Origin of the sequence: Massilia sp. (genome assembly GCF_032106685.1) — a bacterium.
GTDB lineage: Bacteria > Pseudomonadota > Gammaproteobacteria > Burkholderiales > Burkholderiaceae_D > Telluria.
The window spans coordinates 24,401-37,215 of the sequence record NZ_DAMCPG010000015.1 but is presented as its reverse complement, the minus strand read 5'-3'; the positions used below and the strand labels follow the sequence as shown (position 1 = coordinate 37,215).

Here is a 12,815-nt window from a genome sequence, read left to right as displayed (position 1 = left end):
TTCAATTCCCCATCAGGGCCTCGATCTCGGCCACCGTTTTCGGCGCCGCGCCCGACAGCACGCGCGCGCCGCCATCGCCGACGATCACGTCGTCCTCGATGCGGATGCCGATGTTCCAGAATTGTTCGGGCACGCCCGGGGCCGGGCGTACGTAGATGCCCGGTTCCACCGTCAGCGCCATGCCGGCCAGCAGCGGCCGCGAAGGTTTGTCGTCGCGCGCCAGGTCGCGGTAGACGCCGGCGTCGTGCACGTCCAGGCCCAGCCAGTGGCCGGTGCCGTGCATGTAGAACTGCGTGTGGGCGCGCTCGGCCAGCACGTTCTCGACGCTGCCGTATTTCGCCTTGTCGAGCAGGCCGAGCTCGAGCATGCCCGCGACCAGCACGTCGACGGCGGCGTCATGGAAATCGCTGTAGCGGCGGCCCGGGACGATCGCCGCCAGCGCCGCTTCCTGGGCGCGCAGCACCAGTTCGTACAGGATCTTCTGCGGCGCGCTGAAATGGCCGCCCACCGGGAAGGTGCGGGTGATGTCGGACGCGTAGCTGTCGAATTCGCAGCCGGCGTCGATCAGCACCAGGTCGCCGTCCTTCGTGCGTGCGTTGTTGGCGTTGTAGTGCAGGATGCAGGCGTTGGCGCCGCTCGCCACGATCGGGGTATAGGCCGGGAACTGCGCGCCGTTCCTGCGGAATTCGTAGAGCAGCTCGGCCTCGATCTCGTACTCGAACATGCCGGGTTTCGCCGCGCGCATGGCGCGCAGGTGGGCGGCGCCGGCGATGGCGGCGGACTTCGCCAGCAGCGCCTGTTCGGCCTCGTCCTTCAGCAGGCGCATCTCGTCGAGCAGGGGCAGCAGGTGGTGGATGCGCGCCGGCGCAGCGACGCCGCTGCGCGACTGCCCGCGCACGGCCTTGATCCACCCGGCGACCTGGGCGTCGAAGGCCGCGCTGTGGGCGTTTGCGTAGTACAGGGCGGGGATGTCGGCCAGCAGGCGCGCCATCTGCGCGTCGAGTTCGGCGATAGCAAACGCCTCGTCGAAGCCGAAGGCGTCGCGCGCCGCTTCGGGGCCGTGCCTGAAACCTTCCCAGATCTCGCGCTCGGCGTTCTTCTCGCGGCAGAACAGGATGGAACGGGCCGGCGCTTCGCCCTTCGCGGCGACCAGCACCAGCACGCTTTCCGGTTCGGTAAAGCCCGTCAGGTAATAGAAATAGCTGTCGTGGCGGTAGGGATACTCGCTGTCGGCGTTGCGCAGCGTTTCCGGCGCCGTGGCCAGCACCGCCACCGCGCCCGGCTCCATGCCGGCCGCCAGGCGGGCGCGGCGCGCGGCGAACGGGTTCACGCGCCGGCCCTCCGGGCCAGCGGCGCGTTCAGTTCCTCGAGCTGTTCGACCGTGCCGACGTTGACCCAGGGGCCGTGGTAGATCTCGCCGCCGACGCGCTTCATGTCGATGAACTTGCGCATCAGGGGGCCGAACTTGAGGAACTCGCCGGCCCGGATGCCCTCGAACATCTCGGGACGGTAGACGCCGATGCCGGCGAAGTTCCACTTCGGGTCGCCGTCGTTGGCGAGCGTGTACATGTCCAGGCCGAAGTCGCCGCCCGGGTTGTGCCAGGGGTTGGGCGTCAGGTACAGCCAGGCGATGTCGCGTTTTTCAGGCGGAATCGGCTGGCCCAGCATGTCGGTGTCCGGCAGCGCCTCGAGCACCTGGGAGAAATCGAAGTAGGGCGCGTAGATGTCGCCCGACACCGCCAGGAAGGGTTCGTCGCCCAGCAGGTGCAGCGCGTTGGCGATGCCGCCGGCCGTTTCCAGCGGGGTCGGCTCGTGCGAATAGACGATGCGCGCGCCGTAGCGGCTGCCGTCGCCCAGTTCCGCCTCGATCATGTGGCCGAGGTGAGAATGGTTGATGACGATGTCGACGATCCCGGCGCGCACCAGGTTCAGGACGTGCCAGGTGATGAGCGGACGGCCGCGCACCTTGAGCAGGGGTTTCGGGCAGCTGTCCGTCAGCGGACGCATGCGCTCGCCGCGGCCGGCGGCGAAGATCATGGCTTTCATGGGTTTCTCGACTCTCGAAACGGGCTCAGAACGTGTAGCCGACTTGCGGCGCGCCGCCGTCGCCAAAGGCGTCGAACGCGTCGAGCAGGCGCAGCAGCGGCTTCAGTTCGGTATAGCGGTTGGCGGTCTTGCGCACGTAGTCCATCACGGTCGGCAGGTCGCCCATGTAGATCGGCTTGCCGTCGCGGTAGTTCAGGCGGCAGAAGATGCCCAGGATCTTCAGGTGGCGCTGCAGCGCCATGAATTCGAAGTCGCGGTAGAAGGCGTCGATGTCCGGGTTGACCGGCAGGCCGACCTGCTTCGCGCTCTGCCAGTAGCGCACCACCCAGTCCAGCACGATTTCCTCGTCCCACTGGATGTAGGCGTCGCGCAGCAGCGAGGCCAGGTCGTAGGTGACCGGGCCGTAGGCGGCGTCCTGGAAGTCGAGCACGCCCGGGTTGCCCTGGTCGAGGAACATCAGGTTACGCGAGTGAAAATCGCGGTGCATGAACACCTGCTGCTGCGCCAGCACGTTGTTGGTGATGGTCTCGAACACCTTGTCCAACTGCGCCTGCTGGGCCTCGGTCAGGGTCACGCCGAGGTGGCGGCCGAGGAACCATTCCGGGAACAGGTTCATCTCGCGCAGGACGAAGGCGCGGTCGAATTCGGGCAGCACGCCGGGCTGGCTGTGCAGCTGGAACTTGATCAGGGCGTCGACCGCGTCCGAATACATGAAGGCGGCGTTGTCGGGATCGAGGCGCTGCAGGTACGTGGTAGTGCCCAGGTCCGACAACAGCAGGAAGCCGCGCTCGACGTCGCGCGCGACGATGCTCGGGACGGTGACGCCGGCTTCCTGCAGCAGGCCCTGGACGTGGATGAAGGCCGGGACGTTCTCGCGCTCGGGCGGGGCGTCCATCGCGATCAGGGTGTCACCCAGTTTCGCGCGTAGCGCCGGCACCACATCCAGACGGAAATAGCGACGGAAGCTGGCATCCGACGAAGCCGGGCGGCGCGAACCGACTTCCACCAGGTCGAGCGAGCCCAGCCATTCGGTGAGCAGGGTCAGGCGTGCATCCTGCCCGGCGGAAGTAGGAATGTTTTGATACAAAGAAGACATGAAACGTCCAGGTGAAACCGGTTGAGGGAGAGTATTCCCATATAATAAGGGATTCAATCCAAAAAATCGCCCTTTATGGTGCAGCCCAAGAATCCATGAGCTGGTTTACGGCCCTACCATTCCCGCAGCGGCGGGCAGTTGCCTTGTCCGCCCTCGTTACCGTGGCCTCGGGGCCCTTGCACGCGCAAGTCGCGCCGGCTGTGCCCCCCGCCAACGAACAAGACCTTCCCGTCACCGTGCGCGCCGAGGAAATCGGCGGCCGCCCGGACCGCGAGATCAATCTCAACCGCGACGTCGAGATCACCCGCGGCCAGACCAGAATGACCGCCGACACGGCCTGCTATCGCCTGGTCGAGGACGAGGTCACGGCCAGCGGCAACGTCAACATGTGGCGTTTCGGCGACCGCTACCAGGGCGATGCGCTGCAGCTGAATCTCGAGACCGGGCGCGGCTGGGTGCTCAACCCCCAGTACCGCCTGCAGATGAACAATGCCCAGGGCCGGGCCGACCGCATCGATTTCCTCGGCGAGAACGAGGCGCTGGTGGTCGACGGCACCTACAGCACCTGCGAGGGGACGGACCCCGACTGGTACCTGAAGTCGAGCACCCTGCGCCTCGATTCCGGGCGCGACGTCGGCACCGCCGGCAAGACCATCATCTATTTCAAGGACGTGCCCATCCTCGGCACGCCGGCCATGTCGTTCTCGCTCTCGGGCGCGCGCCGCTCGGGCTGGCTGCCGCCCTCGATCGGCTTCGGCTCCAAGGGCAAGACCGAGATCATGGTGCCGTATTACTTCAACATCGCCCCCAACCGCGATTTGACGGTGTTCCCGCGCATGATGTTCGACCGCGGCCTGCAGCTGGGCGCGACCGGCCGCTACATCGGCGCCACCGACGGCGGCACCTATGGCGGCGAAACCCATTTCGAGGGCCTGCGCAACGACCGCATCTCCAAGACCGACCGCTGGCTGGTCGACTCGCTGCACAACCAGCAGCTGAGCCCAAGCTGGTCCTACGGCTGGAACCTGCACGCGGCCTCGGACGACCAGTACCTCAGCGACTTCTCGCGCTCGGTCTCGACCAGCGCCGAGCGCCAGCTGGTGCGCGAGGTCTACACCAGCTACGCCACGCAGTACTGGAACCTGACGGCGCGCGCCCAGAACTTCCAGGTGCTGCAGGAACCGGCGGCGGCGGCCAATCCGGCGCTGACGATCCCGAAGCCCTACGCGCGCCTGCCGCAGATTAACTTCCACACCGGCCGTTTCGACGTCAACGGCTTCGACTGGGCCATCGACGCCGAGGCGACCCGCTTCACCCATTCGACCTGGGACAGCGGCAACCGCGCGGTGATGATTTCGCAGGTGAGCTATCCCTGGGTGCGTCCGGGCTATTACATTACGCCCAAGGTGATGCTCCATGCCAGCAAGTACGACATGGACAGCAACGCCGGCCGTCCGACCAGCCTGTCGCGTACGCTGCCGACGTTCTCGGTCGACGCCGGCATGGTGTTCGAGCGCGAAGCGAGCCTGTTCGGCACCGCCGCCACCCAGACGCTGGAACCGCGCCTGTTCTATGTGCGCACGCCCTACAAGAACCAGGACGACTTCCCGATCTTCGATACCGGCGAGGCCGGCTTCAGTTACGCCCAGTTGTTCAGCGAGAACCGTTTCGTCGGCAACGACCGCGTCTCCGACGCCAACCAGCTAACGGCGGCCGTGGTGTCGCGCTTTATCGAGGGCAGCGGCGCCGAGCGCCTGCGCCTGGCCTTCGGCCAGCGCTTCTACTTCACCGAGCCGCGCGTGCAGCTGCCGGGCCGCCCGGTGCAGGACCGCAAGGACCGCTCCGACCTGCTGCTGGCGGCATCGGGCCGCGTTATCGAGAACCTGAACGTCGACGCCAGCGTACAATATGACGCGACGAGTTCGAGCGTGTATAGCCGCAACTACGGCGTGCGCTGGACCCCGGGCCTGCTGAAGGTGCTCAACGCCGAGTACCGCTACGTGCGCGACAGCTTCCGCAACGCCGACATCTCGGGCCAGTGGCCGCTGTCGAAGCGCTGGTTCGGCGTGGGCCGGGTCAGCTATTCGCTGCAGGACCACAAGGTGCTCGAGAGCCTGGTCGGGCTCGAGTACAAGGCCGATTGCTGGATCTTCCGGATGGGCGCGCAGCGCTTCGTGACGGCGGCCCAGTCGACCTCGACGCCGGTGTTCTTCCAGCTCGAGCTCAACGGCCTGTCGGGCATCGGCATGGGCAACCCGCTGGATTCGTTTTACAAGAGTATTCCCGGCTATACGCGGCTGAACACCAATGTCGGCCGTCCCTGATCGACCGGGACCATGGATGTTTTTTTGACCTGAATGAGTGCTTCCCAGATTATGCGTACTACCCGTTTGCATCACCTCCAGCTCGCAGCGGCGCTGCTGTGCGCGCTCACGGCCGGCACCGCGTTCGGCCAGGCCGCTCCGGCGGCCGGTACTCCCGCCAATGCCACCCCGGCAACCGGCGGCGCCCCGGCCAACCCTGGCAGCGGCTTCCTGCCGCCGGCCTCGAGCAGCGCCAAGGTCGTCGACGCCGTCCGCGTCGTCGTCAACGACGAGGTCATCACCCGTAACGAAGTGCGCAACCGCGTGGCGCAGATCGTCCAGCGCCTGCGCGCCCAGAACACCCAGCTGCCGCCGCAGGAAGACCTGGAGCGCCAGGTGATCGAGGCCATGATCGTCGAGCGCGCCCAGGTCCAGCTGGCCAAGGAAATGGGCGTGCGCGTCGACGACCGCATGCTCGACGCCGCCATCGGCCGTATCGCCCAGGACCAGAAGATGTCGGTCCAGGAAATGCGCAACCAGATGGAAAAGGAGGGCATGGCCTTCGCCGCCTTCCGCGAAGAGATCCGCAACGAGATCATGATGCAGCGCCTGCGCGAGCACGAGGTCGACAGCAAGATCCAGGTCTCGGACGCCGAGGTCGACACCTTCCTGGCCGCCGAGAAGGCCGCCGCCGCCGACCGCATCGAGGTCGACATCGCCCAGATCCTGGTCGGCATTCCGGCCAACGCCACGCCCGAGCAGATCGCCGCCCGCAGCGCCCGCGCCGACGAGGTGATGCGCCAGTTGCGTACCGGCGCCGATTTCGCCAAGGTCGCCGCCACCTATTCCGACGCCGCCGACGCCCTGAAGGGCGGCGCGGTCGGCTGGCGCGAGGCGGACCGCCTGCCGCCGGTGTTCGCCAACGCGCTGCGTAAACTCAGCCCGGGCCAGGTCACGCCGATCATCAAGACCAACATCGGCTTCTACATCCTGAAGCTGAACGACAAGCGCAGCCTGGCGAACAGCACGCCGGAGCAGAACGTGATCGAGCAGACCCGCGCGCGCCACATCATGATGCGGGCGACGCCGACCATGTCGGCCGACGAGGTCAAGCGCCGGCTGGAAGAAATGAAAGCCAAGATCGAGAGCAAGGCCGCCACCTTCGAGGACCTGGCGCGCCAGAACTCGCAGGACAACAGTTCGTCCACCAAGGGCGGCGACCTGGGCTGGCTGTATCCGGGCGACGTGATGCCGGAGTTCGAGGCGGCGATGGCGGCCATGAAGCCGGGCGAGCTGTCGGGCGTGGTCCAGACCCCGTTCGGCTTCCACCTGATCCAGGTCCTGGAACGCAAGAGCGAAGACGTCACCCAGCAGAAGGAACGCAACCGCGCGCGCGCCATCATCCGCGAGCGTAAGCTGGGCGAAGCCTTCGAGGACTGGTCGCGCCAGGTGCGCGACCGCGCCTACGTCGAGTATCGCGAGGAGCAGTAAGCCCATGGCCGCGCCGCAGGCAGTGCGCCCGACCCTGGCGCTCACGGTCGGCGAGCCGGCCGGCATCGGCCCGGAGATCTCGATCCGCGCGGCCTGGGCGCTGCGCGAGGCGGCCAATTGCGTGCTGGTCGGCGACGCCGCCTTCCTGGCGCTGACCGCCAGCCTGGTCGACCCGTCGATCCGGCTGTCCGCGCTGTCGGTCCAGGCATTGCGCAACGGCGGCCTGCCGCATTTCGGCAAGGACCGCATCGCCGTGGTCGACGTGCCGCTCGCGGCCCACGTCGTGCCCGGCACCCTCGATGCCGACAACGGCCGCGCGGTGCTGGCCACGCTCGACCTGGCGGTCGAGGGCGTGCAGGCGGGCTGGTTCGACGCCATCGTCACCGCGCCGCTGCAAAAGAGCACCATCAACCAGGCCGGGATCGCGTTTTCCGGCCATACCGAATACCTGGCCGAAAAGACCGGCACCGCGCGCGTGGTCATGATGCTGGCGGGCCAGCCTGTGAACGACCAGCCCTACCTGCGCGTGGCGTTGGCCACCACCCACCTGCCGCTCAAGGACGTACCCGCCGCGATCACGGCGGACGGCCTGGGGCAGGTGCTCGACATCCTGCACGCTGACCTGCGCGCCAAGTTCGGCATCGCCGCGCCGCGCATCCTGGTCACCGGCCTGAACCCGCACGCCGGCGAGAACGGCTACCTGGGGCGCGAGGAAATCGACGTCATCGAGCCAAGCCTGGCGGCGGCGCGCGCGCGCGGCATCGACGCGCGCGGCCCGTACCCGGCCGACACCCTGTTCCAGCCGAAGTACCTGCGCGATGCCGACTGCGTGCTGGCGATGTACCACGACCAGGGCCTGCCCGTGCTCAAGCACGCCACCTTCGGGCGCGGCATCAACGTCACGCTCGGCCTGCCCCTGATCCGCACCTCGGTCGACCACGGCACCGCGCTCGACCTGGCGGCGCAAGGCCTCGGCCACGCCGACTGCGGCAGCATGGAAGAGGCGATCCGCGCCGCCATGCTCATGGTGGCGGCCAGCAAGGGCGCCGGCGGCGCCAACCCCATTTAACGAAAGTCCCAATGAAACACGTAGCACGCAAGCGTTTCGGCCAGAACTTCCTGACCGACGACCATGTCCTGAACAACATCATCGACGCGATCGGCCCGCGCCGCGGCCAGGCCATGGTCGAGATCGGCCCGGGCCTGGCGGCGATGACGGCGTTGCTGCTGAAGGAACTGGACCACATGCACGTGGTCGAGCTCGACCGCGACCTGGTGGCGCGTCTCGAGAAAGCCTATCCGCGCGAAAAACTGACCATCCACGCCGGCGACGCCCTGAAGTTCGACTTCGGTTCGATCCCGGTGCCGGAAGGGCAGAAGCTGCGCGTGGTCGGCAACCTGCCGTACAACATCTCCAGCCCGCTCTTGTTCCACCTGGCCGAGTTTGCCCACCTGGTCGAGGACCAGCACTTCATGCTGCAGAAGGAAGTGGTCGAGCGCATGGTGGCCGAGCCCGGCACCAAGGCCTACAGCCGCCTGTCGGTGATGCTGCAATGGCGCTACGATATGGCAATGCTGTTCGTCGTGCCGCCCACCGCCTTCGATCCGCCGCCGCAGGTCGATTCGGCGATCGTGCGCATGGTGCCGACCCGCAGGAAGCTCCCGGCCGACGGCCCGACCCTGGAAGCGGTGGTGCAGAAGGCCTTTTCCCAGCGCCGCAAGGTGATCCGCAATTGCGTGGCTGGCATGTTCACCGAGCAGCAGCTGATCGATGCCGGCATCGACCCGGGCGCCCGCCCGGAAGCGGTCGGCCTCGAGCAGTACGTGGCGCTGGCGAACATCCTCAAACCCGTCTGAAGCACCCCGGCGGCCTCCTTTGCCGCCCCTTCCGGGCCGCCAACAGGGCGGCCCGCCATCCGGCCCCGGATTTCCCCTCATCAGTTCGCTTGCGGCGCCGCACAAACGCGGTACATCGCCACATGGCGCGCTTCGGCGCCCCCTTTTTGCAGTTCGTCGCAGGCCGATGGAAGGGGACATAGGGGCTTGCTAAAGTACTCCCATCGACAGCCCGAACGCACAGCGAAGGGCCCCACCAGCCAACCGAAGGGAGTAGCAAAATGAACGTCCTCAAGCACATGGAAGCCATCTTCGTCGTCGCCGCCCTGCTCGTCGGCGTCAGCACCTACGCCAGCGCCGAGAGCTACAAGGCCGAGGTCCGCGCCGCCTCGATGGTGACGATCGGCACCGAAAAAATGGCGGTGGTGAAGGTCGTCGGCAAGCGCCTGGCCCCGGTCACCAAGCTCGGCTGAGCCGGCGTGCCGGCGACGGGCGAAAAAAAAGCCCACCGTTGCGGGTGGGCTTAAATCCAATTCTTTTCTGAGGAGAGTTGGAGGAGACAGGTAGGATTATGCTGCGCTACAGCATATAAATCCAATTTTCTTTTGGAATGATCGTCATAAGCGCAGCAAATGTCTCCATCAGGTCGGATTGGCGACGCAGTTGACGACGATATTCGTAATGCTGTCGTCGCCCATCGTGCCCGCACCGTTGCTGACCGTGCAGCTGACCTTGTCCTGTTCCAGGACCGTAACGCCATAGGTCATGCCGTAGGTCACCAGTGGGCCGAAGGTGAAGTTGACATCGCCTGGCGTGGCCGGAGCGAAGATCTTGACGCTGCCGCCGGCGGTGCCGTTGAGCAGGGTGACGCTGCCGGTAGTCAGGCCCTTGACGACGCCGCCGATGCTGCGGCTGACGAGGTTGCACTGGTAATCCGCACGGATTTCGGACAGGCGCCCGGCGGTGTCGCTGATACGGCCGCTGGACGCCGGGCTGCAATCCTGGTGCTCAGGCATCTGGTACTTCGGGCTGCCGTCGCTGTACGTGCCGATCTGCTTCGGCAGCACGTTGTAGACTTCGCCGTATTCGAGCTGGCTCGGGAAGGCGTAAGCCACGGGAGGGAGATTCCCATTCGCATCTTTCGGCTGCTTCTGCTCGACCGTCACTTCCATGCCGTTGGTGGTCAACACCAACTTGCTGCCGGTCTGCAGGTTGTAGACAGTGCCTCCAATGGTGAAGTTGGAGCTGCCGCCGCCGCAGGCGGCGAGCGCGGCCGCCAGGGCCAGCGCGGCCGCCGTGCGGGCAAAAATCGTTTTCTTCAAGGTATTCTCCAAGATGCGTCGGCTCAAGGCGCGGTCGGGGCGCAGTTGACCTGAACGTTCGAGATGTCGGCCTTCAGCATGGTGCCCACGCCATTGACGACCGTGCAGCTGCGGCCGGCCGGCTGGTTCAGGACAGTGACGCCATAGGGCGAATCCTCGGGCACATTGGCCATGGTGAAGGTGGTCGCGCCGGCAGGCACGGCGACGCGATCGGCGCCGTTGACCAGTTCCAGTCCGCTTGCATTGCCCAGGCCGGTAATGCTGCCCGACAACTGGTGGGTGTTGATGGTGCAGTTGACCAGGACCGTGTTGATGTTGAATGTGGCCTTGCCATTGCCCTGGGTAACCACGCACTTGTCGATGCTGGCGATGTTGTCGGGCACGGACTGGACGACCACGTTGTAGCTGGAATCCGCCTCGACCAGTTCCGGGAAGTAGAACTCGCCGGGCCTGGTGATCGTCACCGTGGCGCCATTGTTTTCATTTTTCAACACCAACGGGCCCTTGTTGATGCCTTGGACGTAACCGCCCAGGTAGAACTCGCCGTCACCGCCGCCGCAGGCGGACAGGCTCAGCGCGCATGCCAGCGCCAGGCTGGCACGCAGGGGGGAACGCATCATAATTTCTCCAAATAAAAGGGAACTGGACAAGACGCGCTACGGCGTCCGTGCCGCGTCGAATGCTTGAGTTTTGCCCATCATTTTAGAGCATTTGACAAGGGCCGGGCTCATCGTCGTTTGTATCACGGTGTAACGGCAAGGGCGCGCCCTGGCGTGCGTTTGCATTTCGCCGCGCGCCTCGCTATGCTTGTTCGCCCTCTTCAGCATGCCACCCGATGACGACCACGCCCCGCTGCCCCTGGCCCCGAGCCGTCCTGTTCGACCTCGACGATACCCTGTGGCCGATCGCCCCCGTGATCCTGCAGGCCGAGCAGATCCTGTTCGCCTGGCTCGCCGAGAACGCGCCGCGCGTGGCCGAGCGTTTTACCATCGACAGCCTGCGCCAGGCGCGCCTGGAACTGCTGGCGCGGCGTCCCGAGTTCCAGCTCGACCTGGGCGCGCTGCGCCGCGCCGGGCTGGAGGCCGCCTTCGAGCAGGTCGGCGAGGACTTGTCCAAGGTGGAGCTGGCGATGACCGAATTCTTCGCCGCGCGCAACGCCGTGGTTCCCTACGACGACGTGCTGCCGGGCCTGTTGCGCCTGAAGGGCAAGGTCCTGATCGGTTCGGTCACCAACGGCAATGCCGACCTGCAGACCATCGGCCTGGCCCACCATTTCGAGGCCTCGGTGGCGGCGCCGCGCTTCGGCCGCGCCAAGCCGGATCCGGCGATCTTCCACGCCGGCTGCGCGGCCCTGGGCGTGGCGCCGAGCGATGCGGTCTACGTCGGCGACGACCTCATCCTCGATGTGCAGGGCGCCCAGCGCGCCGGGCTGCGCGCCGTGTGGATGAACCGCACCGCCAGCCGGCGCCACCTGGAGGAGGGCGTGCAGCCGGACGCCATCGTCGCCGATTTCGACGAACTGCTGGCCTGGCTCAGGCAAGAGCACGGCTGACTGCACAGGCGCCGGACTAAGGTGCATAATAGGAGCGGAACCATTTTCCGCTTCTCCCTCCATGCAACTTGATACCCGTGCCCAAACCCTGCTGAAAGCCCTGGTCGAGCGCTACATCGCCGATGGCCAGCCGGTCGGGTCGCGCGCGCTGTCGAAGATTTCGGGCCTGGACCTGTCGCCGGCCACGATCCGCAACATCATGGCCGACCTCGAGGAGATGGGCTACGTCGCCAGTCCCCATACCTCGGCCGGCCGCGTGCCCACGCCGCGCGGCTACCGCCTGTTCGTCGATACCCTGCTGACCGTGCAGCACCTGAACGAGCAGGGCGTCGACGCCGAGCGCATGCGCCTGGCGGCCCAGCAGCCGCAAAAGATCATCGCCAACGCGGCGCAGATGCTCTCGTCGCTCACCCAGTTCGCCGGCGTGGTGCAGAGCCCGCGGCGCGAATCGGTGTTCCAGCAGATCGAATTCCTGCGCCTGTCCGAGCGCCGCATCCTGCTCGTCATCGTCGATCCGCGCGGCGACGTGCAGAATCGCCTGCTGCACACCGACGTCGACTACACGCCGGCCCAGCTGGTGCAGTCGGCCAACTACCTGAACCAGAACTTTGCCGGCCTCTCGTTCGACGAGGTGCGCGCGCGCCTGGCCGGCGAACTGCGCCAGCTGCGCGACGACATCGGCGGCCTGATGACGGTCGCGGTCGAGGCCGGCAGCGAAGCGATGGCCGAAGGCGAGGACATGGTCATCGCCGGCGAACGCAACCTGCTGTCGGTATCGGATCTGTCGTCGAACATGAGTTCGCTGCGCCAGCTGTTCGAGATGTTCGAGCAGAAGACCGGCCTGATGCAGCTGCTCGACGTTTCCAGCCGCGCCGGCGGCGTGCAGATCTTCATCGGCGGCGAATCGAACCTGGTGCCGATGGACGAAATGAGCGTGGTCACCGCCCCCTACGAGGTGAACGGCAGGATCGTCGGCACCCTGGGCGTGATCGGCCCCACGCGCATGGCCTACGAGCGCGTGATCCCGATCGTCGACATCACGGCCAAGCTGCTGTCGAACGCGCTGAGCCATTCGTAATCCACGCACGGGACGTGCACATGCCGCCTGCGTGGGCAAGGTAACCCGTAGGGTGGGCGGCTATACCTCGACGGTGGCGTTCACGCTGCGT

12 protein-coding genes are annotated in these 12,815 nt (G+C 66.4%); 7 read left to right on the top strand and 5 right to left on the bottom strand.

Annotated elements, in window-relative coordinates:
- Position 1: 1 nt before the first annotated feature.
- Genes RT688_RS10830 through RT688_RS10820 form a run of 3 tightly spaced genes read right to left on the bottom strand, consistent with a single transcriptional unit; the run spans position 2 to position 3,142 of the window.
- Positions 2–1,330 (bottom strand): aminopeptidase P N-terminal domain-containing protein, encoded by a 1,329-nt coding sequence (locus RT688_RS10830; RefSeq protein WP_409521907.1) that lies wholly within the window; start codon positions 1,328–1,330, stop codon positions 2–4.
- Complete coding sequence (gene murU / locus RT688_RS10825; protein WP_313704890.1) at positions 1,327–2,046, bottom strand: N-acetylmuramate alpha-1-phosphate uridylyltransferase MurU; 720 nt, start codon at positions 2,044–2,046, stop codon at positions 1,327–1,329. Before murU ends, RT688_RS10830 begins: the two co-directional genes overlap by 4 nt.
- A 25-nt stretch (positions 2,047–2,071) precedes the next feature.
- Positions 2,072–3,142 (bottom strand): aminoglycoside phosphotransferase family protein, encoded by a 1,071-nt coding sequence (locus RT688_RS10820; RefSeq protein WP_313704889.1) that lies wholly within the window; start codon positions 3,140–3,142, stop codon positions 2,072–2,074.
- A 95-nt stretch (positions 3,143–3,237) separates the two neighbouring features.
- Between RT688_RS10820 and RT688_RS10815 the strand changes: the two genes are divergently transcribed.
- From RT688_RS10815 to RT688_RS10795, 5 genes are all read left to right on the top strand, one after another.
- Positions 3,238–5,466 carry an LPS-assembly protein LptD gene (locus tag RT688_RS10815; protein ID WP_409521906.1) on the top strand — a complete coding sequence of 743 codons (2,229 nt, stop codon included), beginning with the start codon at positions 3,238–3,240 and terminating at the stop codon, positions 5,464–5,466.
- Positions 5,467–5,517: 51 nt separating this feature from the next.
- Positions 5,518–6,936 carry a peptidylprolyl isomerase gene (locus RT688_RS10810; RefSeq protein ID WP_313704887.1) on the top strand — a complete coding sequence of 473 codons (1,419 nt, stop codon included), beginning with the start codon at positions 5,518–5,520 and terminating at the stop codon, positions 6,934–6,936.
- 4 nt (positions 6,937–6,940) lie between these two features.
- Complete coding sequence (gene pdxA / locus RT688_RS10805; RefSeq protein ID WP_313704886.1) at positions 6,941–8,005, top strand: 4-hydroxythreonine-4-phosphate dehydrogenase PdxA; 1,065 nt, start codon at positions 6,941–6,943, stop codon at positions 8,003–8,005.
- Between the two features lie 11 nt (positions 8,006–8,016).
- Positions 8,017–8,793, top strand: coding sequence for a 16S rRNA (adenine(1518)-N(6)/adenine(1519)-N(6))-dimethyltransferase RsmA (gene rsmA, locus RT688_RS10800; protein ID WP_313704885.1), 777 nt, complete (start codon positions 8,017–8,019; stop codon positions 8,791–8,793).
- Positions 8,794–9,053: 260 nt separating this feature from the next.
- Positions 9,054–9,245, top strand: a complete 192-nt coding sequence (locus RT688_RS10795; RefSeq protein ID WP_313704884.1) for a hypothetical protein — start codon at positions 9,054–9,056, stop codon at positions 9,243–9,245.
- 168 nt (positions 9,246–9,413) lie between these two features.
- Here the strand turns inward: RT688_RS10795 and RT688_RS10790 are convergent, their stop codons facing one another.
- A complete protein-coding gene (locus tag RT688_RS10790) occupies positions 9,414–10,094 on the bottom strand; it encodes a hypothetical protein (protein WP_313704883.1) in 681 nt (226 codons plus the stop codon).
- A gap of 23 nt (positions 10,095–10,117) precedes the next feature.
- On the bottom strand, positions 10,118–10,714 hold the full coding sequence (locus tag RT688_RS10785) for a hypothetical protein (protein ID WP_313704882.1): 597 nt from the start codon (positions 10,712–10,714) through the stop codon (positions 10,118–10,120).
- 215 nt (positions 10,715–10,929) lie between these two features.
- Here RT688_RS10785 and RT688_RS10780 point away from each other — a divergent pair, with 215 nt between their 5' ends.
- Together RT688_RS10780 and hrcA are read left to right on the top strand one after the other, a co-directional pair.
- Positions 10,930–11,646 carry an HAD family hydrolase gene (locus tag RT688_RS10780; RefSeq protein ID WP_313704881.1) on the top strand — a complete coding sequence of 239 codons (717 nt, stop codon included), beginning with the start codon at positions 10,930–10,932 and terminating at the stop codon, positions 11,644–11,646.
- Between the two features lie 61 nt (positions 11,647–11,707).
- Entirely contained in the window at positions 11,708–12,724 is a 1,017-nt protein-coding gene (gene hrcA, locus RT688_RS10775) for a heat-inducible transcriptional repressor HrcA (RefSeq protein WP_313704880.1), read from the top strand.
- Positions 12,725–12,815 lie beyond the last annotated feature (91 nt).